This is a genomic window from Paenibacillus sp. FSL R7-0210, assembly GCF_038009085.1.
In the GTDB taxonomy this organism is placed as follows: Bacteria; Bacillota; Bacilli; order Paenibacillales; family Paenibacillaceae; genus Paenibacillus_AQ; species Paenibacillus_AQ silagei.
The window spans coordinates 7,106,262-7,126,431 of sequence record NZ_JBBPAR010000001.1 but is presented as its reverse complement, the minus strand read 5'-3'; the positions used below and the strand labels follow the sequence as shown (position 1 = coordinate 7,126,431).

At 46.7% G+C, this 20,170-nt stretch carries 42 protein-coding genes; 6 read left to right on the top strand and 36 right to left on the bottom strand.

Annotated elements, in window-relative coordinates; genetic code table 11:
* Positions 1-134: 134 nt before the first annotated feature.
* The 7 genes from MKY64_RS30410 to MKY64_RS30380 are packed head-to-tail and all read right to left on the bottom strand — an operon-like array spanning position 135 to position 2,491.
* Positions 135-458 carry a hypothetical protein gene (locus MKY64_RS30410; protein WP_340957640.1) on the bottom strand — a complete coding sequence of 108 codons (324 nt, stop codon included), beginning with the start codon at positions 456-458 and terminating at the stop codon, positions 135-137.
* Positions 459-478: 20 nt separating this feature from the next.
* Positions 479-928 carry a hypothetical protein gene (locus MKY64_RS30405; protein WP_340957637.1) on the bottom strand — a complete coding sequence of 150 codons (450 nt, stop codon included), beginning with the start codon at positions 926-928 and terminating at the stop codon, positions 479-481.
* Positions 929-941: 13 nt separating this feature from the next.
* Complete coding sequence (locus MKY64_RS30400) at positions 942-1,226, bottom strand: hypothetical protein (protein ID WP_340957635.1); 285 nt, start codon at positions 1,224-1,226, stop codon at positions 942-944.
* Between the two features lie 44 nt (positions 1,227-1,270).
* Positions 1,271-1,546 carry a hypothetical protein gene (locus MKY64_RS30395; protein ID WP_340957634.1) on the bottom strand — a complete coding sequence of 92 codons (276 nt, stop codon included), beginning with the start codon at positions 1,544-1,546 and terminating at the stop codon, positions 1,271-1,273.
* 54 nt (positions 1,547-1,600) lie between these two features.
* Positions 1,601-1,792, bottom strand: coding sequence for a hypothetical protein (locus MKY64_RS30390; protein ID WP_340957633.1), 192 nt, complete (start codon positions 1,790-1,792; stop codon positions 1,601-1,603).
* Positions 1,761-2,216, bottom strand: a complete 456-nt coding sequence (locus tag MKY64_RS30385) for a hypothetical protein (protein WP_340957632.1) — start codon at positions 2,214-2,216, stop codon at positions 1,761-1,763. The genes MKY64_RS30390 and MKY64_RS30385 overlap by 32 nt, the downstream gene beginning before the upstream one ends.
* Positions 2,213-2,491, bottom strand: coding sequence for a hypothetical protein (locus MKY64_RS30380; protein WP_339314647.1), 279 nt, complete (start codon positions 2,489-2,491; stop codon positions 2,213-2,215). The genes MKY64_RS30385 and MKY64_RS30380 overlap by 4 nt, the downstream gene beginning before the upstream one ends.
* A gap of 966 nt (positions 2,492-3,457) precedes the next feature.
* Here MKY64_RS30380 and MKY64_RS30375 point away from each other — a divergent pair.
* Positions 3,458-3,673 (top strand): helix-turn-helix domain-containing protein, encoded by a 216-nt coding sequence (locus MKY64_RS30375; protein WP_340957631.1) that lies wholly within the window; start codon positions 3,458-3,460, stop codon positions 3,671-3,673.
* Positions 3,674-3,742: 69 nt separating this feature from the next.
* Here the strand turns inward: MKY64_RS30375 and MKY64_RS30370 are convergent, their stop codons facing one another.
* From MKY64_RS30370 to MKY64_RS30320, 11 genes are all read right to left on the bottom strand, one after another.
* Positions 3,743-4,156 carry a hypothetical protein gene (locus tag MKY64_RS30370; protein WP_340957629.1) on the bottom strand — a complete coding sequence of 138 codons (414 nt, stop codon included), beginning with the start codon at positions 4,154-4,156 and terminating at the stop codon, positions 3,743-3,745.
* On the bottom strand, positions 4,153-4,329 hold the full coding sequence (locus MKY64_RS30365; protein WP_340957627.1) for a hypothetical protein: 177 nt from the start codon (positions 4,327-4,329) through the stop codon (positions 4,153-4,155). The genes MKY64_RS30370 and MKY64_RS30365 overlap by 4 nt, the downstream gene beginning before the upstream one ends.
* Positions 4,326-5,015, bottom strand: a complete 690-nt coding sequence (locus tag MKY64_RS30360; protein ID WP_340957625.1) for a hypothetical protein — start codon at positions 5,013-5,015, stop codon at positions 4,326-4,328. The genes MKY64_RS30365 and MKY64_RS30360 overlap by 4 nt, the downstream gene beginning before the upstream one ends.
* A 1-nt stretch (position 5,016) precedes the next feature.
* Positions 5,017-5,397 (bottom strand): hypothetical protein, encoded by a 381-nt coding sequence (locus MKY64_RS30355; RefSeq protein ID WP_340957623.1) that lies wholly within the window; start codon positions 5,395-5,397, stop codon positions 5,017-5,019.
* The gene (locus MKY64_RS30350) at positions 5,390-5,719 is read right to left on the bottom strand and encodes a hypothetical protein (protein WP_340957620.1); all 330 of its coding nucleotides are present in this window, start codon (positions 5,717-5,719) and stop codon (positions 5,390-5,392) included. Before MKY64_RS30350 ends, MKY64_RS30355 begins: the two co-directional genes overlap by 8 nt.
* 116 nt (positions 5,720-5,835) lie before the next feature.
* Positions 5,836-6,027 (bottom strand): hypothetical protein, encoded by a 192-nt coding sequence (locus tag MKY64_RS30345; RefSeq protein ID WP_340957618.1) that lies wholly within the window; start codon positions 6,025-6,027, stop codon positions 5,836-5,838.
* A gap of 13 nt (positions 6,028-6,040) precedes the next feature.
* Positions 6,041-6,223: a hypothetical protein gene (locus MKY64_RS30340; protein ID WP_340957613.1), complete on the bottom strand. Its 183-nt coding sequence runs from the start codon at positions 6,221-6,223 to the stop codon at positions 6,041-6,043.
* A gap of 17 nt (positions 6,224-6,240) precedes the next feature.
* Entirely contained in the window at positions 6,241-7,557 is a 1,317-nt protein-coding gene (gene dnaB / locus MKY64_RS30335; RefSeq protein ID WP_340957612.1) for a replicative DNA helicase, read from the bottom strand.
* Positions 7,539-7,916 (bottom strand): replicative helicase loader/inhibitor, encoded by a 378-nt coding sequence (locus MKY64_RS30330; RefSeq protein WP_340957609.1) that lies wholly within the window; start codon positions 7,914-7,916, stop codon positions 7,539-7,541. The genes dnaB and MKY64_RS30330 overlap by 19 nt, the downstream gene beginning before the upstream one ends.
* A 10-nt stretch (positions 7,917-7,926) precedes the next feature.
* Positions 7,927-8,697 carry a DnaD domain protein gene (locus MKY64_RS30325; RefSeq protein ID WP_340957606.1) on the bottom strand — a complete coding sequence of 257 codons (771 nt, stop codon included), beginning with the start codon at positions 8,695-8,697 and terminating at the stop codon, positions 7,927-7,929.
* A gap of 11 nt (positions 8,698-8,708) precedes the next feature.
* Positions 8,709-8,906 carry a hypothetical protein gene (locus MKY64_RS30320; RefSeq protein ID WP_340957604.1) on the bottom strand — a complete coding sequence of 66 codons (198 nt, stop codon included), beginning with the start codon at positions 8,904-8,906 and terminating at the stop codon, positions 8,709-8,711.
* Positions 8,907-9,024: 118 nt separating this feature from the next.
* Here MKY64_RS30320 and MKY64_RS33505 point away from each other — a divergent pair, with 118 nt between their 5' ends.
* Entirely contained in the window at positions 9,025-9,180 is a 156-nt protein-coding gene (locus MKY64_RS33505; protein ID WP_445671714.1) for a ribbon-helix-helix domain-containing protein, read from the top strand.
* On the opposite strand, the gene MKY64_RS30315 is transcribed toward MKY64_RS33505, so the two are convergent.
* The 16 genes from MKY64_RS30315 to MKY64_RS30240 form a co-directional block, all read right to left on the bottom strand.
* Positions 9,177-9,338, bottom strand: a complete 162-nt coding sequence (locus MKY64_RS30315; protein WP_340957603.1) for a hypothetical protein — start codon at positions 9,336-9,338, stop codon at positions 9,177-9,179. The two genes, MKY64_RS33505 and MKY64_RS30315, sit on opposite strands and share 4 nt — an antisense overlap.
* The gene (locus MKY64_RS30310; RefSeq protein ID WP_340957602.1) at positions 9,335-9,556 is read right to left on the bottom strand and encodes a hypothetical protein; all 222 of its coding nucleotides are present in this window, start codon (positions 9,554-9,556) and stop codon (positions 9,335-9,337) included. Before MKY64_RS30310 ends, MKY64_RS30315 begins: the two co-directional genes overlap by 4 nt.
* A complete protein-coding gene (locus MKY64_RS30305) occupies positions 9,553-9,693 on the bottom strand; it encodes a hypothetical protein (RefSeq protein WP_340957601.1) in 141 nt (46 codons plus the stop codon). The genes MKY64_RS30310 and MKY64_RS30305 overlap by 4 nt, the downstream gene beginning before the upstream one ends.
* 219 nt (positions 9,694-9,912) lie before the next feature.
* Positions 9,913-10,242, bottom strand: a complete 330-nt coding sequence (locus tag MKY64_RS30300; RefSeq protein WP_340957600.1) for a hypothetical protein — start codon at positions 10,240-10,242, stop codon at positions 9,913-9,915.
* Positions 10,243-10,244: 2 nt separating this feature from the next.
* On the bottom strand, positions 10,245-10,577 hold the full coding sequence (locus tag MKY64_RS30295) for a hypothetical protein (RefSeq protein ID WP_038594886.1): 333 nt from the start codon (positions 10,575-10,577) through the stop codon (positions 10,245-10,247).
* Positions 10,578-10,590: 13 nt separating this feature from the next.
* On the bottom strand, positions 10,591-11,001 hold the full coding sequence (gene ssb, locus MKY64_RS30290; protein WP_340957595.1) for a single-stranded DNA-binding protein: 411 nt from the start codon (positions 10,999-11,001) through the stop codon (positions 10,591-10,593).
* A 1-nt stretch (position 11,002) separates the two neighbouring features.
* On the bottom strand, positions 11,003-11,581 hold the full coding sequence (locus tag MKY64_RS30285) for a Sak single strand annealing protein (protein WP_340957593.1): 579 nt from the start codon (positions 11,579-11,581) through the stop codon (positions 11,003-11,005).
* Positions 11,578-11,799 carry a hypothetical protein gene (locus tag MKY64_RS30280; RefSeq protein ID WP_340957591.1) on the bottom strand — a complete coding sequence of 74 codons (222 nt, stop codon included), beginning with the start codon at positions 11,797-11,799 and terminating at the stop codon, positions 11,578-11,580. The genes MKY64_RS30285 and MKY64_RS30280 overlap by 4 nt, the downstream gene beginning before the upstream one ends.
* A complete protein-coding gene (locus MKY64_RS30275) occupies positions 11,796-11,927 on the bottom strand; it encodes a hypothetical protein (protein WP_340957589.1) in 132 nt (43 codons plus the stop codon). The genes MKY64_RS30280 and MKY64_RS30275 overlap by 4 nt, the downstream gene beginning before the upstream one ends.
* A 39-nt stretch (positions 11,928-11,966) precedes the next feature.
* Complete coding sequence (locus tag MKY64_RS30270; RefSeq protein WP_340957586.1) at positions 11,967-12,131, bottom strand: hypothetical protein; 165 nt, start codon at positions 12,129-12,131, stop codon at positions 11,967-11,969.
* Positions 12,132-12,178: 47 nt separating this feature from the next.
* The gene (locus MKY64_RS30265) at positions 12,179-12,346 is read right to left on the bottom strand and encodes a hypothetical protein (protein ID WP_340957584.1); all 168 of its coding nucleotides are present in this window, start codon (positions 12,344-12,346) and stop codon (positions 12,179-12,181) included.
* 194 nt (positions 12,347-12,540) lie between these two features.
* Complete coding sequence (locus tag MKY64_RS30260; protein WP_340957582.1) at positions 12,541-12,807, bottom strand: DUF7667 family protein; 267 nt, start codon at positions 12,805-12,807, stop codon at positions 12,541-12,543.
* Positions 12,800-12,943: a hypothetical protein gene (locus MKY64_RS30255; RefSeq protein WP_340957581.1), complete on the bottom strand. Its 144-nt coding sequence runs from the start codon at positions 12,941-12,943 to the stop codon at positions 12,800-12,802. Before MKY64_RS30255 ends, MKY64_RS30260 begins: the two co-directional genes overlap by 8 nt.
* Positions 12,944-13,012: 69 nt before the next feature.
* Positions 13,013-13,447, bottom strand: a complete 435-nt coding sequence (locus MKY64_RS30250; protein ID WP_340957578.1) for a hypothetical protein — start codon at positions 13,445-13,447, stop codon at positions 13,013-13,015.
* Position 13,448: 1 nt separating this feature from the next.
* The gene (locus MKY64_RS30245) at positions 13,449-14,246 is read right to left on the bottom strand and encodes a phage regulatory protein/antirepressor Ant (protein WP_340957577.1); all 798 of its coding nucleotides are present in this window, start codon (positions 14,244-14,246) and stop codon (positions 13,449-13,451) included.
* Positions 14,247-14,259: 13 nt separating this feature from the next.
* A complete protein-coding gene (locus MKY64_RS30240) occupies positions 14,260-14,508 on the bottom strand; it encodes a helix-turn-helix transcriptional regulator (RefSeq protein ID WP_340957576.1) in 249 nt (82 codons plus the stop codon).
* A gap of 154 nt (positions 14,509-14,662) precedes the next feature.
* Between MKY64_RS30240 and MKY64_RS30235 the strand changes: the two genes are divergently transcribed.
* Both MKY64_RS30235 and MKY64_RS33500 read left to right on the top strand, forming a co-directional pair.
* The gene (locus MKY64_RS30235) at positions 14,663-15,103 is read left to right on the top strand and encodes a helix-turn-helix domain-containing protein (protein WP_340957574.1); all 441 of its coding nucleotides are present in this window, start codon (positions 14,663-14,665) and stop codon (positions 15,101-15,103) included.
* Positions 15,104-15,334: 231 nt separating this feature from the next.
* Complete coding sequence (locus MKY64_RS33500; RefSeq protein WP_445671713.1) at positions 15,335-15,547, top strand: helix-turn-helix domain-containing protein; 213 nt, start codon at positions 15,335-15,337, stop codon at positions 15,545-15,547.
* Between the two features lie 211 nt (positions 15,548-15,758).
* On the opposite strand, the gene MKY64_RS30230 is transcribed toward MKY64_RS33500, so the two are convergent.
* Entirely contained in the window at positions 15,759-16,091 is a 333-nt protein-coding gene (locus tag MKY64_RS30230) for a hypothetical protein (RefSeq protein ID WP_340957572.1), read from the bottom strand.
* Positions 16,092-16,248: 157 nt separating this feature from the next.
* On the opposite strand from MKY64_RS30230, the gene MKY64_RS30225 reads away from it, so the two are divergent.
* Both MKY64_RS30225 and MKY64_RS30220 read left to right on the top strand, forming a co-directional pair.
* On the top strand, positions 16,249-16,974 hold the full coding sequence (locus MKY64_RS30225) for a stalk domain-containing protein (protein ID WP_340957570.1): 726 nt from the start codon (positions 16,249-16,251) through the stop codon (positions 16,972-16,974).
* Positions 16,975-17,065: 91 nt separating this feature from the next.
* Positions 17,066-18,550, top strand: coding sequence for a recombinase family protein (locus MKY64_RS30220; protein ID WP_340957569.1), 1,485 nt, complete (start codon positions 17,066-17,068; stop codon positions 18,548-18,550).
* Here MKY64_RS30220 and MKY64_RS30215 read toward each other — a convergent pair.
* Positions 18,482-20,077, bottom strand: coding sequence for a DEAD/DEAH box helicase family protein (locus tag MKY64_RS30215; protein WP_340958204.1), 1,596 nt, complete (start codon positions 20,075-20,077; stop codon positions 18,482-18,484). The genes MKY64_RS30220 and MKY64_RS30215 overlap by 69 nt on opposite strands.
* Positions 20,078-20,170: the final 93 nt, after the last annotated feature.

Here is a 20,170-nt window from a genome sequence, read left to right as displayed (position 1 = left end):
TAACATGCTCCGTTGAACATGATTACATCGTTTGCGTCTAACACTATGGTTTTTCTGCCGCATTTCACTTCCATGTGGGTTGTTCCTTTCTTTATGGGGAGCCAGACCTGTTCCGGCCCCCGCATTCGCTGGGATTATTCTGTCGATTGATGGCCTACGGCCGGGACATTACCGTATTGTTGCTTCTGGTACAGCGCGAATTTCCGTTCCCTCTCTTTGAATGCTTCGTAATCAAGCCATGTGTAACTGACGCCTTGCAATATATGGTTATCACATCCGCACTCACAAATCTGATGTACAGATCCTTTAGATGCTCTAAAATCCTTTTTATACAGTGGCTTCATCATCACGCCACATCTGGCACATTCAAATGTCATACCACGATTGGTGATGACTGCCTTCCTGCCTTTGGACGGAGGAGCCAAACACTCTTCAAACGTAATCAGGTCAGTGCTCATATCCTCTTCTCCCCCTCAATTCATGATATCGCTGCGAGCATTTCTTCCAGTTCGTCCTTCAAATTCCTAACGCAATCTTTCATCGTGTGGCTGAGGTAACAACCTGTTTCCTTGTATCTGGAATACGAAGCAATCACTTCACTCACCGTGTATGTGTACCCGCATCGGATGATATAATTCATGATCCGCAAAGATGCGTCTGTTTCTGCATCATACTTCCGTTCTCTTTCTCGCCGTTCATACTCAGTGATGCAGGCCGATTTTATGATTTCATCAGTTTTAATATCAATTACTGCATAATGAGGCACGACCAGATATTCCTTTCCGCATTCAGTACATTTTGGATTACTGAAGGCGTGCAAACCTGTTTTAAAATCTGTTGGAATATCGTTAAAGTCAAAGTCGGCATTCTCGAATACCACATATCCTTGGCACCCTTCAATACTGCAGTGATGTGCTTCTATGCTCATCCTCTTCTCCCCCTTATACCTCTGAATCGTCAACGAAGCAGTTTTGCAGTGTCTTATAGATTTCTACACAATCCCAAGAATAGTCGGTGTTGATCTTAATGCCGAATACATTCTTATCATTTCGGATAAAGTGGACCTTTGCATAGCCAGCCGTTTCATCATCGAATAGAAATATGAATCCGTCTCCGTCTTTCTCAAAATCGCCGATCCCAAGTTGATAATCACGGGTTAATGCTTCTTTTACTGCTTGCTCAATATTCGTATTCTCGCCGTGTACCTTCTCAATCCAAATGATCAATACGTTTTCAATCGTGTATCCTCTCCCTTTGGGGTCTATGCCCCCTAAATTAATCCTTTTTTATCCAGGTACATTGCTATAATGCCGGACATATTGGCTATGGATACCTTTATCATCTGTTCCTCTTCTGTCTGCTGCTCCAAATACCGGTTAAGCAAATTACGTAGCCTCTCGTTCTCTTCGATTTCTAAATAAGCCGTGAGAAGTTCGATCATCTGAGAGAGTATTACATCCACCTCATAGACTCCTTGCTCGTTTAGCTCCAGGCAATACTTCACCATGCTCTTTAACATGGATTCCTGCATAAATACTGATGCCAAGTGTCTCTGCCCCCTTATAAGTTCAGTACAGCTAGCCCTGTGTCCGCCATTCGCCTACACTTGGACATTCAAGTTTTCCATTTGCTCTATTGCTTTTCCTAATCTCTCCAATTTCTCAAAGTTATTTTTCGCTTCAGTAATTTGTTTGTCTCTAACTTGGTCGGCAATCAACAAGCGCAAATCATTATAGCTGTCCTTGAGCTTATCCAACGTCTCAATCGCATCTTTTAATTTCACTAGGTTCATGACTTCCCTCCTTGGGTGCTGCTGGTTGTGCTGGGGTATCTGGGTAAAGGGTGAAGAAGATATTACTTGCTGTGATGTAGGCTGAATTATCATCTATTTCCAGTGGCTCCTCGTAATCTCCGAAGTTGATGTATGCCTGCCCTTCCTCCGGGTCGAACCTGAACATGAACAACAGAAGTTCTATTGCCTCTTTCATCCGTTGTTCCCGGTCCTCTGCTGAATATGCACGGGCTTCAAGCTCGCTAATCTCTCTGTTTTTACGGATGATCGCCTGTCCTCTGCCGGTTGCAAGTCCTTCCAGTCTCTTGGCTTCTTGGAGCCAGTGCAAACCAATACTTAGAGTGTGCTTTTCATTTTCATCTGTTGCTGTTCTTTGGCAGAGTTGTAAGAGTGCTTCATCCTTTTGCCAGTCCCTTTGTGTCATTGGGCTTCCTCCCCTACCTTTACCGGCGTGAATTCATCAATATCTTCTTTCCAATCGAATAGTTCATCTTCTACTTGCTCCGGCCGCAAATCTCGTTCAATTCTTGCCAGTATGACTCTTTCGGATAAAGCAGGATCAAATTCACCATTATCTGAGACATAATCTTTTGCGCGCTGCACAGCCTCTTCGTATTCTTCAAGGGACTTTTCGTAGTTCAGCACACAAATCAGTCCATCCTCGCTGTCATAAACCATCCACATTCCATCTTTATTCATCGTTATATCCTCCCTTAGTGGGAGAGGAGGGCTGTATACCCTCTCTGTCCCGATCTGTTTCGGCCCCCGGCTAAAGCCTGGGTTTATTCCGCCGGATGGTGGCCTATCGGCCTGATGAGCTACAATCTCGTACTGTGCATCACTTTTATTAAATTCTTTCAAGTTCCCAATGGTAAAAGAAAGTCCCAGGGTACTCAACCAAGTCGTATACGTACCGCGCAATGCCCCTGCCCATTCTCATTAGTGACCATTCATCTATCGTGACGGTTTCCCCAGTCTTTATTAACTTGACCTTTTCCCCGTCTTCATAATGTTCTGACATGTATCTTTGCCACCTTTTCGCACAGTGCTTTACTTTATTCCTCTGTACTTATCAATCATCGCCCCCATTAGTCCCCGTGCTTCCTTATACATCAGTATCACCTGCGGATTGTTCGGTGCCTCGTACACATATTGGTGGGGTTTCCCATTTGAGTTATCCGTGTTCTCAAACGACCCTTGGAAAATGTACTCAACTCCGTCAATAGTGAAGCAGCAACCTATAAACTTATTGAACCAAGGCTTTTTCACTGACAATATACTCAACTCCCTCCCAAGGTTAAAGCCTTCCGGCTATAGTGTAGAGGGGCCGTAGCCCCGCATTATTCCACTGAACGTTTCTTTCGGGGCTGGAATGAATCTAGAGGCTGACCCCGGAAGGTCATTTGCTTACCCGCCTTAAGCCCTCCACCCCACGCCTTAACCGTTGCCGTGCTTTTGTACACTCGCATGACTTCGACATTGCAATTGAACACCGTGGACCAAACTGTCATTCCTGGATTTACATCCATCGCTTATCCCTCCTGCTATATATTTGATTCGTTTAACGTATCACTTGTGTCAAATTTACCATGAGTCGTTTAACGTGTCAACAACTATTTGACATGTTAAACGTATCAACGTATATTGGATACAGGAGGGTTGTTTATGAGATTGAAATCTAATGCCAAAATCTTAATTGATGCTAAGGGAGTTTCTGTTCGCCAAGTGGCGAGGGATATTGACTATCGCTTAGGTGCTGTTCAGGACTTATACAATGACACTATGGAACGTTACCCTCGGGAGTTACTATCTAGGATCACAACTTATCTTGAATGCACCATTGCTGAACTATTAATTCCAGAAGAGGCGACAGGCGATTAAGCTTGATCGTCTTTTTTATATCCTAATCTCCTACGAGGAGGGATCATTGTAGATTTGAACCGTATGCGTCTACTGCTTACTACTAAGCGTGATATATGCCGCCTCTGCCCTCTCTCTGGGCTTAGCGTCAGCGATTCGTGCAGCACCTTTGAGATCAACTCCAACCATTTCATGCACTTTAGGATCAGGCCCGCACTGGACAATGGACATATTTCGGATATACTTTTCCGGGTCCTTAGCTATTGCTGCTGTTTGTACCTCCAGGGAGGCAGCAGGGTCAGTGCAAGGTGCCCATGTACCATATTTGCCGTTTGCCCGGACTATATAATGATTTCCATAAAGGACAACCACGCCGCTTCCTGCATGATCATTGCGCTGCCGTTGATTCTCAACATCTTCGCGATCTGATATTTCTCTGTGACCGCATAACAGAGCAAGAGCAAGGTTAAGCTCGCTATCAGCCATTGTCTGGACCTGTATCATTGGGCATCCCTCCTAATCTCGGCCAGCGAATGGAACGTCTGCCGCTTGATGTCTTCCAGTAGCTCAAATATCTGATGTGGCGTCATTCCCTTCTCAGCCATATTTGCCATTGCAGCCACGATTAGCTGATGGTCAAGATTATTTAAATCAAGGCTCTGCTTCTCTTGTGTCATCGCCGTGCCTCCCTGTACCTCTGGTCTCGTTTGTCCTGGCAACTCTGGCATACCCATGTCCGGCTGTCTGTGCATCCACAGTCAACACACCGGCATTCTCCGGCTTCAGCGCAGGAGTGCGGAGGTTCAGGCTCCTCCCCTTCCTCAACCTTGTCAAAATCTCCGTAACCCACGTTCCACAATCCATCGGCAGCTATCACGGATACAAGTCTCTTATGCGAATGGTTGGCACTCACAGGCAATTCCTGACCGCGTATGTTCCCCACTTTGACGAGAACCGTATCTCCGGGCTTTATCTTGCTTTCCCACTCTTCCTTATTTCCTAGGGCGGCTCGGGCGACTTTGCCTTTATCCTGATATATCGCTGATGATTCGCATTCATCGTATAAGCCAATTCCGCGCCATTGATGGTTTGCTTGAGTCGCGTAAAACTCCAGCGTCTCCCGTTGCCGGGCTATGGTCTGTTGTGCCTCACCAAGTTCAATATTCTTTTCTACCAACTCATTCAGCCATTTATTCGCTTCAACTTGCCACTCGTCTATATCATCCAACAGTTCATTTGTTCCCTCGCATAATGCAAATACTTCACTGCTAAGATGTGATTTAAGTCCACGCGAATTGTCTGCCTTAACCCAAGATTCATCGGCGTTTGTTTTGATCTCTTCTTTCCGTTCTGGTGTCAGCATTTTATAGGTCTCCTTCGTTGTTAGAGGATGTATTGAGGGCTTTACGGGCGCGCTCACCTTTGTCAATTAACACTTGCTGAGGGTAATACTCCCCAAATTCGCCTTTGTCTATCATGTAATTTTGTTCTTTAGCGTAGAACGCTAGGGCTTTGTCCTTTTCTTCTAGGAGAGAAATGAGGTAGCTGATGTATTCAGGTGCATTGGCGATAAACTCTGCATTATTTGCTTGGTTGGTGAATTCTATTTCACCTTCAGATTCTGTTTCTTCGTACAGTTGGCATATCCATTCTCCTTTTGGAATTCTTACTGCATCGTCTGTGGAAATCCACGGTCCCGGTGTTGCTGCCTTCGTTACTGCTTTGATCTCTGTTAGTTTATTCATAGGAACCCCCGATACGGCCCCCGGCTGGCGCCTGGGTATTTTCGGACGACTCGATGGCCTGCGGCAAAACCTCTTCCAGCATGGATGGACGTGGTGCGTAATAATCAGACAGCTTCGATTTACCACCTCTTGGAACAAGTACAATAGCTCTTTCAAATTCGCTTTTTGCCTGGAACTTAACTCTGCTCACCGGAGTATCTTTTGGAACCCATTGCATGGCGTCAACGTTAGCCTGAGCATATCCTAATAGCGTTCCTTCCTTTTCTCTCCAGTACCCACCAGATTGACTAACCCATTTCACTTTGCTTCCTGCTACTTTCATTCCCTTCACCCTCTCACCTTCTGTAAGCCCCGTATAGCGCTTAAAATGTGTGATGCTCATAAATACCTGGCCTTGCGGTTATAACGTCTGTGTGGGGCTTGTATTAGCTGTGTGGTCTAATCTTCGTTTTGATCTTCCTTTTTAAGTTCATGATGAAAGTAGAATGTAGATTCGTGTCCAACGAGTGTGTAGGTGAATTGAACTGCGCCCGATTCTGGTATCCTATGGACTGACCAGCGTTTCACCTCTGCCACTTCTCCAGTATCTATCAATACAACTTTTTCTCCGTCTTTAAAATGTTCGCTCATTTTTCGCCTCCGGTTAAATGTATTTGATCCTTTTTTCAGGTACTCTGTATGGGATGGTATCAATGTAAATGATTGCTGAACCATCACCTTGAACGCCTTCTAGCATTGCGTCCCATTCTTTTTCAACCATGACTGGATTACCGCCAACGTATTCCATTACAGATTCACAATACTTAACTGCTTTTTTCGGTATCATCCCTGTTTCCTCCCTTGTTATGCTCCTTGCCGTCTATCTTTTAACTCATGATGCGAAATATCCAGATCTGCAAATTTCCCGTACTGCTTCATATTGATCATTTCCGCTGTGCCTACCCCGCCGTTTCGATTCTTTGCGACAATGCACTCGATGATGTTCTTCTTCTCGGTTTCCTTGTCGTAATAGTCGTCCCGGTACAGGAATGTGATCGTGTCCGCGTCTTGCTCGATGTTCCCCGACTCCCGGAGATCGCTCATCATTGGGCGTTTGTCCTGCCGCTGTTCTACTCCCCGGCTCAATTGGGCCAGCGCCACCACCGGTATGTCATTCTCCCGGGCCATTTGCTTCAGGCTGGTGCTAACATATCCCACTTCCATGTTCCGGTTATCGAACTTCTTCCCGCCCCTTACCAGCTGCAGGTAATCCAGGAATACGATTAGATCAGGATGCTTCTTTTTTAGTTTCCTCACTGCCGACCGGATCTCTTGAATACTTAGCCCCGGCGTATCGTCAATGTACAGGTTTAGCTCGACCATTTTAGTAAAGGCCGTAACGTATTTGGCCCACTCTTCATCCCGCAGTTGTCCGGTTCTGATCCGTTCACCCTCGATCAAGCACTCTGCCGCCACCATCCGGTCATACAGTTGGCTTTCTGGCTGTTCTAGGCTGAACATCGCCACTGCCATTCCTTCACTTGCGTTCTTCCTGGCATTGTTCAGCATGAAAGCCGTCTTACCTACCGACGGCCGGGCCGCGATGATGTTTAGCGTCTGCCTCTGCCATTTTCCTGTGATACGGTCTAGCGCGGTTCCCGCGGTGCTGAATCCGATCGGCTTATCGGAGTATTTCTTCTCCTGCAGTTGGTTGAAATGGTTCTCCAGCCCATCCCGGATGTGAACGAATCCTTCTTTGATCCGCGATTCATCACCGATCTTCTCCGCGATGTCCATAAGCTCAGCCGCAAACTCTGCAGGGTTGTCTAATCCGGCACCATATACTTCACCCAGCGACTCCATCCCGGTGCGCATCAGGTACTTACTGTTGACGATTCGCTCATGTTCGGTGAAGTTCGCTACAGTTGGAACGGACTGGCTGAGCTGCAGCAGGTATGATGTTCCGCCAAGCTCCTGCATCTGATCTCCCAAACTTGCTACCAGTGATACAAAATCAATCTTTTTCTCTGCATCTCGCAAGAGAATCATTTGTTCAAATATGATTCTATGCCCTGCGTGATAAAACTTCTCCGGCTGCAGCGCCGTTTCGTATATCAGATCCGGTGACTTCAATATCGCCCCAAGCACTGCCTGTTCTGCCTCTATGCTGAAGTATCCCATTTACGGCCTTCTTTCTCCGCGATGATCTTCTTCGCCCATTCTTCCCGGCTCATTCCATCGCGTACCCACGGTAACTCTCGCGATATGCTCTTGCTGAGTTCATCCTGCTCTTGAAGCATCCGCCGTGTGCGCTCGATCTCTCGCCTCGACTCCACGCGGGAATTCATTTTGATGATCGCCGCAATCGATGGCGGGTACTCGCTGCTGACCTTGTACTCTTCCACGTTGGCCCATACGTTTTCATGGTCCTGGTTTAAAAGGGTATCGATCCAAACCTTCGCGATGCTTTGATCCACTTTCCAGTTTGGATAGCATGCGGCCAGATGTTTGAATACTTCCTTTGCCTGTTCTCTTTCCATTCTGCACCTCCTATAAGTTGTCTATGAATGCTAAGCGATCCGGTTTGTCCGCTGATGGTTTAATACCGCGTTCTGAATCTTTGCGCTCTTTCGATTGGACCCGGGAATAAATCCCCTCTTTATGCCATCTATCAAATATGGTCTGAAGGTATCTGACACTTGGCTTTCCAGCCGTGCTTGATTCAGATGCCTCAAGCAGCAACTCGATACAAAATACTTCTGTGTATCCTTGACTCCTTACTGTTGTGAAAAACTGTCTGAAAGTCTCAGGCATTACGAATGTTCCGCATACCTTGGTGTAGGTGTCTCCAAGTGTTATTTCTCGGTCATCGTCAGTAGTAGTAGATATATTATTTAAGTTCTCTAAGTTCTTTAACTTCTTGTTTGTGTTCAGTTGTTGTTCATCTGTTGTTCTGTTGTTGTTCAGTTGTTGTTCACTTTCTTGATACTCTGACCACTTAACTATTGATATGACGCTGTATTTATTGGTTGATTTGATGTTCAAATTTCCGCACTCTTCGAGAAATTTTAGATCGCGCCACAGCGAAAGTTCTTTTTTCTTATGCCTTGGTTTTAGTCCCACATTGTAGTCGTTCGTTAATGATTTTCTGCCAGTTATAAACTCTCCAGGAAGTAACGTTACTTGCTGTCGATCAATCACAACTGATGTCTCTTTGTACGTTGCTTTTGCCAAGCATAAGAGCCAAAGTCTTAAAAGTTCAGGGTCAGTGAATACTGGGCTTTCAGTAATCTTGCGGTGTAATTTAAACCATCCATCCATGTCACCACCGCCTAAACGGCCTTAGAATTTTCAGCGCTGCGAAGCTCGTACCAACGGTTCTGACAAGACTTGGCGGTGCGCTGCAGACGTTCGGAAGCTTCGTTGAACAGGTCCAGAACCTTCTTGCGATCTGTTATGCCGGTGATCATGATTTGCTTGAGCAACTGATCCTCCGCGCTCGTCCAAGCGTGATAGTAAAACTTTGCCATGTGTCTCAACTCCTTCTGTTCTGTTCATAATCTTACTTTATCCTACTTTATCCTACTTGGCAAGATAAATGTTTGGATTATCGGATAAAATGCTATACTTTTTTCGAGGTGTATTTATATGGTCAGACAAACCAATAAAGAAAAGTTATCAATAACGCTAGATGTCGATGTATTTGAGTTTGTAAGCAAGGCAGCTGCGGAGGATGACCGATCCGTTAGTTCAATGATCAATGTCATCCTTCGCAATGCTATGAAAGATAGTAAGAAGGACTAAGCACTCACACGCTCCAGCTCGTCAATCTTCTCCTGTGCAAACTCGATCACATGCTGATCCCACTCCATCCCTCCTACGTCACCGTAGCGTTTCGCCTCTTCTAGCGCTGCGGTGTATACGGAGATCACTTCGTTCCACATGGCGATTTTCTCTTTCATGCGCTCACCCCTTTCTTCTGCTTCCGCCGCGCCCGGACTTCCTTATCCAGCACCACGGCGATCTTCAGCAAATCCTTTCCGGTCTTGCATTTGGTGTTACAGTGCTTCTGCAGCCGGTTGTATGATGGTTGCGCCCACTTCTTGTCAACACGCTTCGGGCATACCTTGCAGGCCCCTAGCAGACGATCCATGTCCTGTAATGTTTCTTTGCGGCTCATAGCAGCACCGCCAGTGCCGCAGCCAGCAGCAGGAGAGCTCCACATATGCGCAGCAGCATGTCGTTTAAGGTGGGAAGCGTCTCTTCCCGGGTGGTGCAGATGGTTCCGTGCTGGTCACGGGTTACGAGTTGTTTCATGGGTTCTCGCCTCTTCCAGTAGATTTTTAACAAGCTCAGCCTGCGGATCGTCTAAAGTGAATAGGATTCTGTACTCAGCGCCTCTGAGAGAGCGTTTCAAGGTTCGTTCGATAGATTCAACGGACCGGAGGAATCGTGCGTCTGCGTGGCGTTTATCCTCGTCTACGACGATGTTGTGAATTTGAGATTTAAGTTCTAAGAACTGCTCCCACAATTTCATTACGCACCCTCCTGTAAGGTTCGTTTGTACCGGATACCTTCCGGTGTCTCGTCAATGTACCGATGACACGCAATACAAGCGTCCCTGAGATCGTCTGCTGTCGTCTTGTGGTTAATGCGCACCCTACTGGTAATGTGCGCCTGTTGGACCGCTGGTGATCCGTGACAGCGTATACGCAGCTCGCAGATGCCGCCGGAACGTTCGCGGACCTCTTTGCGCACCTTGTCGGAGATATCGCCCATCTGCTTCTGAGTGAGTCCGCCGCGCTGATGGTGGGAAAGGATACCCTGTCTCCAGGGCATCACTTCCTTTTTGGGCTTCTTTCGCATGGTCACACCTCATTCTGATATTTGATGATGGACTGTAATGCTGATATCTGCGTCTGAATGGCTCCTATGGACTCTATCGCAGCCTTCCAAATGGTTTCGTCATAGTCTCGCTTGAAAAGGTAATCACCGACATTTCCTTTGGCTACGTCACCAATCATGCCGATGCTCATTCCTTCAGTCTTCAGCTTGATCATTTCCTGTGCCAGTTTGACGCGGTACGCCTGCTCTGATTCAGCCTTGGACTTGCCCAGCGCGTAGAGAGTATCTGCGGCCTTACTCAATCGCTGAGAGGCCGCATAGATTTCTTGGTTAATCTGAATAATGTCGATTGCCATAAGTCACCTCCGGTCAGAATGGTAAATCGTCATCGCTGATATCTATTGGAGTGCCTTCGGTTGGGAATGGATCGTTTGGTCTGTCTTCACGCTTTGTGTCGCTGCTCTCTGCCTTCTCCAGGAACCGTACGTTGTCCGCGACAACCTCAGTGATATACACTCGCTTGCCTTCCTTGTTATCGTAGTTGCGAACCTGTATGCGGCCCTCTACGGCGGTCAGGCGACCTTTGCGAAGGTAATTGGCTACGGACTCTGCTGTCTGCCTCCAGGTGACTATCTGAATGAAGTCTGTCTCCTTCTCTCCGTTCGTTTTAAACGGTCTTTCCACTGCCAGGGTAAAACTAGCAGTAGCAACGCCGTTAGGCGTGTACCGCAGCTCAGGGTCCTTTGTGAGTCGTCCTATTAAGACGGTCCGGTTCAACATGTCATGCACTCTCCTTATTTTTGTCTAGCAATTTTTTGGCTAGGAATTCATGTATTTGTTGCATAGTAGCGCCTTTTGTTTTCTTGCCTTCTAGCCATTCGTCCAATCCGTCCAAAGTATCGTTAGCAAGAAGTTTCCACTTGATCTTTATTTGTTCCAGGATCTTTGCTTCTGCTTCGGCCTCTTGTTCGCTATTGTCTGGCAAGTCTTCTCCGGCATAGATGTAGAGACCCAATCCGTGCAACGCTATTGCCTTAACTAGACATCGTTGAATGCTGGTGTTAATTTGAAAACTGGAAGGCTGAGTAATTGGCTTATTATTGTTGTCTAGAACAGGATGGATCTGTGATAAGGTGATCCCCTCTACTGTGACTGATACCTCAACAAAATATCCAAGAGGCGTTTGCATAAATGGCATGCCGTTGAAGCGAACTACTTCCCATGTAGCTGTGGGATGCTGCTTTCTCAGCACATCGACAGCCCACGCCCACGACAAGTAACTGAACTTACCTTTCTTCTCCACATGTTCATTGACATTAATTTTTGAAAGGATATCGAAGTAATTTACAGGTTCGCTCATTTTTCATCCTCCATAAGTTCATATGTGATGCGCACTGGCTGCGCGTGGTAGTCCTCCGGGTTGGCTGGCGCATAATACCCAGTTAGAAATACCGCTGCTTCCTCCTCAGTGAGCCGTGACGCAGACATGAAATCGTCCTTGCGCTCACCTTTGACGTTGATAAACCAGCCATTTTTGTGCTGTATGACATACCGGATACGCTCGTCCCGGGTCTTCATCTGAACGGTTCCTCGTAGTGTTCAACCTCGCTCGTCAGCATCGCGACTTGCTTTAATAAATCCTCGTTTTCATGTTCGAGTTGTTGAATGTAATCAGAGAGTTGTGCCAAATCTTTGAAATCACGCATGTTCCATTCCTCCTAAAGTTTTGGTATAATAGCTGTAACTTAATTTTCAAATAGTCTTTCCCGGGTCGCTGTTGTCGCAGCGGCCTTTTCTTTGCGCACTTCTCGTACATAGTTCAGCAGATACACGCGCTTAAGCTTCTCCGTCAGCATCCCCCGGCCGTTCGCAATCTTCGCAAGCTCCAGAAACTTCAGTCTCGCAGCCATCCTCCTTCCCTCCCTTCCCGTAATGTTCTAAAATGTCAGATATCGTCTTAAGCAGTTTCTTTCAGCTCTCTTTCTTCAATCACTTCAGGACTCTTCATTTCAAATTCGATAGCCCACTCACAATCTACAGGTTCCCCGCAGGATAATTGATCCGCCATGCGACTAATCCAGTAGGCCTGTGTGCGTAGATACTCAATGTACTCGTCAGCTTGCATCGTCAAACCCTCCCTCAATGCGCCGGACCGGAACCGATATGCTGCAATCTACGGCCTCCAACATGTGAGATAAACAGTGAGGTTGACGATCTTCGTATACCTCATACTCCGCCGGCCGGCCGCATCCGCATTTAGGCTCATTTGGAAATTTGAAGGTGTACACCGATGTGAGCCGTCTAATCTCCGATTGCTTCTTAGCCACTGTATATTCCCCCTCTAATGAATTTCTTGCTTATCGCCTCGATGCGGGCGCATATTGCGTGTTGCCATTCTGTGTTTTCAATCTCATACGCCATTTGGGATTCGCTTTTGATGAATCCGAGCTCACGCATCACATTAAAATTTATTTTCATGCATAGCCACATTTCATCGTCCTCTTTGTCCGTCAGAAACCGGCTGCGGCTGATCTCATATAATTCAGCCAACCGTTCATGCGCTGGTAGTACCGCGAGTTCAACCAACTTTCTTCTCCCCTTTCATGTATGCCTCCATCAGCTGCTTCCGGTACTTCTGGTTCATTCGCGCCATCCGCAGGTGATATTTGTACCATGCTTGCGGCGACATTCCAGGGTTTACGCCTTGTGGTTGCACTTTCATGCTGTGTACCTCCTTGGAATTATTATCCTTTATAGTTAAGTTTGGGCGGTGTATAATTGAGAACGGTACTCAATCAGGAACAAAAGTGAATTTGACCCCGTTCTGTTCAAAGATATCCATTGCTAAACTCCTACCGGTTTGATCTTCGTGGATATTTGAAATAGCAGATATTAACGCATGTCCGAGTTCAATGATGTATTTGTTCTCGTAGCATCTGGTCATAAGCAAATGTGCTAAATCTCCTTTACCAAAGTGAGTGCCTAGTTTATTCACTCGCATTTCCTGAGTAGAGAAGTAATCCCACATGCCATCATCTTCGTAACGTTTGATTGGAGGGAATAATAAGAAGAAATCGTCTATTGGCTTGAATAAAAGATCCTTCTCGACTAATTTCACAAACTGAATTATCAACTCAGGTTTTTGTTCTGCCATATCTACATTAGGAGCGCCTACAAGTATTCGTCCGAATTTGATCATGCTTTCGTATGGATTTAATTCACTCACGTTAGGCACCTAAGCTTTCTCTGTCCATAAACGGATGAATTCCGCGTCTTGTCAGTATTTCGTGGATGAACAGTCGGCCTTTTTGAGTCCAGACAGTATTGATTTTTGTATCCGGCGTACCATCGCTTCTCACAAATCCGATTGTTTCTGATTGTGTGTATCCTTTGTTTGTATGTTTGGTATAAAGCACCCATTGTTTATTGACTTTGTATTGTATTCTTTCTTCATGGAGTATTTTGTTGAGCGCTGTGCCCGACAGTCCGTAGTCTTTAGCAATTTGAGTTACTGTGATCGTTCCATTGGAAGACAAAATTTTGTCCAGGTAAGTAAGCCGCGGCTCAATCTCTGATAACTTTTGTTCTAAAAGGAATGTTTTTGATTCAAGATTCTGACGAGTCTCTTCTTCAGCAATCCACTTCTTCGCCCGTTCTACAGGATCAGGAATCATGTATGAAGGAGTTTCAGGGTTCAGCAATTTCCGTTCCATCTCTTCAAAGCGAGTTACATAAGTTGCGGTGAAGAGAACACCTTTAGCGCCAGTCATTTTGTTTGCTACCATGTCGCAGCCTTTTTTTGTAATGTCATACCGTCTTCTTTCTTCACCCTTTGCATCTGTATAAAAGCTTTCGATGAAGAAATCTAACGAATCCAGATTTGGATCGGTTGAATTTTTCAAAACACTAACGTAAAAATCAATATCTCTCATAAGATGAGGATGTTTCTTTCCTGTCATTAGCGCGATTTCTCTGCTGTCAGCGAGCAACTTTCCATCTTTACTTACAATCCTGAGTTGGTTCATACATAATCACTCCTTAGGCTGATTTGTTTTTTTGCAACATTTTGTGGCTTTTGTCTTCAAAAAAAAGGTCAGGGAACATCTTTTCAGCTGGGACTTTAAAATGTTTTTCTATTTTGAACACTAGTCTAGCAGTAGGATTCCTAAGTCCCAATTCCATCATACTAAGGTACTGCCTTGAAATACCGAGTACGTTTGCCACATCTTCTTGTGATCCCTCAGACTTACGTAACTCAACGAGTAATGATCTTTTTTTTGCTACCATGCTATCACCACCTTTCCGCTTGCCACAAGTTGTTGCTTTTCTTGTTTATAATATAACTCCACATTTTGTGGCTGTCAATAGCATTTGCAACTTTTCGTGGCATTTATTTTAATGACACATTCCGTGGAGTAAAATGAGGAGGATATAGGTAATTATGAGATTTAAAATTGAAGGGGATGTTAGAAATTTGCTTAGTGAAAAAATAACAAAACTAAGGAAGGGAAGGAATCTTACTCAGCAGCAGGTTGCTAAGTCCTTAGAATTGACTAGATCTGCATATTCCCAGTATGAATTAGGAACAAGAAACCCCGATCACGATATATTGAATAAAATCGCAGACTTTTACGATGTATCAATTGACTACTTATTAGGAAGAACAGAAAACCCAGAACAGGTTTTATCGGAACCATCCCGGGTTTTAATTGATTCCTTGGACCTTACAGATGAAGAAATCATGAACAAAATGGACTTTAGTGTGGATGGGATAAAGTTGGATGACGAAGACGTAAGAAGGTTTATTGCATTGGTCCGGGCCGAACGGTCTATGAAGAAACAAGTTCCTGCGGTTCAAGGCGCAAAAGAAGATAAGCTTTAATGTACTCAGGCTTCATGTCTAAGGGGCTCATAGATTCGATACCTTGCAGTATGCAACTCGTCCGTACTCCTAGCTCTTCTAGCGTCACTCTTGTTATCTCCATCTTTACCTTGTCCATTGAAACAACCCCTTAGAGTTTTTACAGCGATGCTCTGTTAATATTACCACATCGCTGGGTTAAACAAAACGTATGTTCTGGTTTTAAATAAAAAAAATATAGGTGACAGCGACATGGGTTACAAGCCTGGTCGTTGCCTACTCACGCGAAGGCTTAATGAAATAGGGAAGACACAACAATGGTTGATTGAAGTGACTGGTATCAACAAATCACAAATTTCTGACTATGCTACTAGTCGCAGATATATGTCATTGGGATCAGCAATGACAATAGCTAAAGCCATAGGATGTCACATAGAAGATTTGTATGATTTTATTCGTGAGTAGGCTTGAGCAGCAAATGCTGCTCCGACCCGGTGGTCATTACGCTACTTAACGTACTATGAACAATCATAATACATATTTAGTTGACAATCACCTGCCCATAAGTACTAATTATTTCATGTTGTTAATATATCATATTACTATTGTAAGCGTTGTCGAACCGTGACGAAAATCTCTTGTATTCAAGCACCACAAAAGGGGTTGACTTATACAATCAAACCTGCTTTTTAACATCAATGTGCGATCCACCAATAAATGTTACTACTGATCCGTTATTATCGATTGATTTTATTGTTTTTACGCGTCTGCTATTAACAACTGCATGCCCCATCATCTCATATCCGTAATGATGGCAAATCATACCTATGTCCACTAAGGTTGTTACTGCTATGTAAGATCCAAAATCAGTATGAAACGCCAACACTCTCGTTGAATGTTTGGTGCGCTGCCAAAGGTCGATATAGTTTATCTCATTTAAAAGGTCAATCTCTACAAAGTCGTTCTCAGTACCATCTCTACCATACATCTTAACGGCGATCATTTTCATGGTGTTCCTCCAAGGTGTGATACCTCATTTTAAGGGGAATTCAGGAAATAATCATTGTGTAAAATATGACAAGGGATTTATAGTAAGTGGTGGGAAATAACGAGGAACACATAGTAAATACCGCAGCCGATGCGGATATATTAAGGGGAAATATATTGTGAAGAAGAAAATTATAGGGATAGCCTTGGCGTCCAGTTTGATGTTAACCGGAGCGGTAAGCGCAGCAAGTATGTGGGGGTCTTACAAAGGAAATGACATCATTCGAATAACATCTAATGGTTATCCTTTGAAATCTGGTGATGTTCCAGCAATAAGTTACAATGGTCGTACTATGATTCCAATAAATATGTTGGGTCAAGTAGGACTACAATATTCATGGAATCAAAGCAATAAGACTGTTGATATTACTACAAATACAAATAATGCCTCTTCTTCAACATTGATGAGCGCAGATTCAATTAAGATAAATGTAAAATACGCTGATTTTTTCAATCAACTTAAGACATTTGGAGATTCGTTGACTGCATTATCCGGAACATATAGTTTGGCGTATAACGAAAGTTATATAAAGCATACAACCACATATTTCACAACAGCCAATAGTCATTTAAATGGAGCGATTGATGACTACAATAATTTATTAGCGCTCTCAAAAAATTATACTGATAATAACATATCAAATATATTAACTGATTATTATACTTCGATTGATCATTATAAAAGTATGGACACTAATCTAAGTAATTTTTTTAAATCTAATTCACAGAGTGATTTTGACGCTTACCTGGATGGAAGTAAGAACGGATTCAATTACAGTTTCAACGGCAAAAAAAAATCAATCGATTCGTACAACAAATATATTAGTTTAGCATTAAATAACTAATTATCATTAAGGCCATACTCAATCCGGGTATGGTCTTTTGGTTACCCCTCCCCTACAATGACATCATAGAGAGAGCTAAGGAGTGATCCAAGTGAAAGCAGGAATATACATCCGGGTGTCCACAGATGAACAGGCAGCCGAAGGATTCTCGATTGACGCACAGAAGCGCCGTCTACTGGCCTACGCCGATTCTCAGGACTGGGAAGTCACAGAGGTATACATTGATGATGGGTGGTCTGCAAAGGATCTGAAGCGCCCTGAGATGCAGCGTATGATCAAAGATGTGGAGATACATGCATTTGATGTGGTGCTCGTGTACAAGCTTGACCGTATGACCCGTTCTGCCAGTGACTGTGACAACCTAATTAAGATGTTCGAAGCTCACAACGTCAAGTTTCAGAGCTGTACAGAGTCGTTTGAGACGCGCACGGCTACAGGCAGACTATTTATCCGTCTGGTCGCTGACATCGCTCAGTGGGAGCGAGAGAACACAGCAGAGCGTGTCCGAATGGGTATGGAGCAAATGATACATGCAGGAAAGCGTCCGGGTGGTCCGGTTAACTACGGATATGACAAATTTGAAAAGATTGTCCAAGAGGAATATACACAGATTAGGCTTTTGAGAAAGTTTTATATGGAAGGATTGGGGCTACGGGGAGTCGCAAACAAACTGAACGATATGGGCCTGCTACGGCGCGGGTACCGGTGGACATCATTCAGTGTCTGGTACATCTTGGACAACCCTTACTATGCCGGTAAACGAAGATACGGGACCAAGAAGGCAAACGGGAAGTACGCCAGCAGAAAAAAAGAAGAGCATGTCGAACTGCTGATCGTGGATGGACCACAGGATTTGATTTTTACGTGGGAAGAATATGAGGAACACAAAGAGGAAATGAAGCGCCGGTCATTCACTGGATACTCTAAGGTGCGGGAATACTGGTTCAGTGGTGTGCTAAAGTGCAGCAAATGCGGAGGCAAAATGTCGGGCCGGTATCACCAGAACAAGCGCCAGGACGGAAGCTATAATAAGATTCTTTCATATATCTGTGTCAGCCGCCAGACAGGCAAGGGATGCACCATGCCGATGTTTCGCCAGGAGTTGGTAGAGTCCCTGCTGCTGGAGTGGATCGGAGAAAGGTTATCCACAGATTATTCAGCTATGCGGGAATTAACTGCAACGGTCGAGGAAGATCCGGTGGTTGATCTGCGCAAGGACTTGGCAAGAGAGCTAGAGAAGGTCCGGGACCGGCGCAAGAAGTGGCAGCGTATGTACGCCGATGATCTGATCTCTCAAGAGGAACTGCGGGATCACAACGCCGATGAAAAGCAGAATGAGGAATTACTGATGGCCGAGCTTGCAAAAATGCCGGATGTCCAGATAGAGGATTATACAGAGCAGAATGAAATCTTGTTCGGCCTGCCGGAAGTGTGGGACCAGATGGATGATGTGGATAAGCACGACATGATTCTGGATATCTTCAAAGAAATCACGTTATACACACCTTTAGATAAGGCGCATGGACGGAAAGGACAGTTCATTCCAGCATCCATTCAGAGTGTTATTTTCAATTAATCGTGTGTGGTTTGTTATCTTTGGTAACGCATCGATCTCATCGATGATGACCAGATCAAAGGCCTGGTGAAACCGCAGCAGCTGGTGCGTGGTCGCCAGCGTGATCCGGCTGCGGCGCAAGCGGTCCTTGCTGCCTCCGTACAGCACGGCGGGGACATCCGCCGGGAAGGCCTTGGCCAGGCGCGGCGCAAGCTCCAGCACGACGTCGCGCCGCGGCGTGGCGATCAGCGCCCGGCCCCCGGCCGCGAGCGCCGCCTCCAGGAGCGGGAAGACCATCTCCGTCTTCCCCGCGCCCGTCACTGCCCAGAGCAGGAACCGCTCTGGGCCTCTTGCGGCAGAGCGCCTGCGCGGCTCCGCCAGGAACCCCAGCGCAGCAGCGGCGGCCGCCGCCTGCGCTGCGCTAAGCCCCCACCGGCGTGCCGCTACGGTGGGGGACACGCCGGCCGTGCAGCGCACGGCCGGCAGCGGTGCGCTGCGCAGCAGCAGCGCGCAAGCCCGGCTGCGCCCCAGTGCGAGGCAGGCCTCGCAATAGGCGCAGCCGGCAAGGCCGCACGCGGCGCAGGCCGTGCGGCCCGTGGGCACGCTGCCGCAGCGCAGGCAGCGCGGCACTTCGCGGCGGCGCAGGCCCAGCCGCGTGGCGCCCGTAGGGCCCAGGACGGCGGCCGTAAGCCGCAGCCGTCCCTGGAGATAGGCGAGCTGCGCAGCAGCCCGCCAATTCTCCGCCAGCTCCGGGAGCTGCTCGGCCACCAGCGCCTCTGCTTCACCCTGAAGCAGCGAACGCCCATCCAACGCCGTAACCAGGCGGTCTGCTCCCGCTGCAAGCACCGCCGTTCCCCGCCTCCGTAGGCTATCCTGTTCGTTCCCTCTCCAGCTCTCCCTCCTACTTCCCCGCTTGATAACCCGTTCATTCTCCCACTCCTTCTCCCCGCCGCTGTCCCTCCCACTCGCCCACTCGCTCCCCGCTTCATCTCCCCATTCACATCCCTCTCCAACTCTCTGCTCAGCTACCTCCGCCTTACGCTCCCCGTTCCAGCCAACCCTCTGCCCATTCCCCCAGATACCCTCCAATCCCCCATCCCCGCTCCATCCCCTGTCCTCCGGCAGCCTACACAACTCAGCCTCCTCAAAAGGCCAACCCGCTCCCCGTCCTCCTCCGGCAGCCTGCTCCGCCCGGATCTCCGCCTTCAAGAGAGCTGCGGCGTATTTCCTCCAGGCTGCCTCATCCCAGCGCTGCATCTGGTTCGTGAACTGGCAGGCTGCTGCCAGCTTCACCGCCCAGCCCATCGGCAGTGACCTTGAGAGCAGCACAACCCGGTCCGCCGTTTGACTTCTCTGGTCTGCCCGCTGACTTTTCCGTTCTGCCGCTTGGCTTTCCCCGTTTGCCAATCGACCTCCCCCGTCCACCCATCGACCTCCCCAACCCACAACCCCCTCCGCCTCACCCGCCCACCATAATTCATCCACCGCCAGATTCAATGAAATCCGGGCCTGCCACTGTCCGCCCTGCGCCACCACATACACAGCCACCTTCAATTTCATTGCCTCCTTATCTTTTAGAGCACGCCAAAAAGCACACCGCCCCATTCCTGGAGAGTGTGCTTCACCCGTAACTTACATATT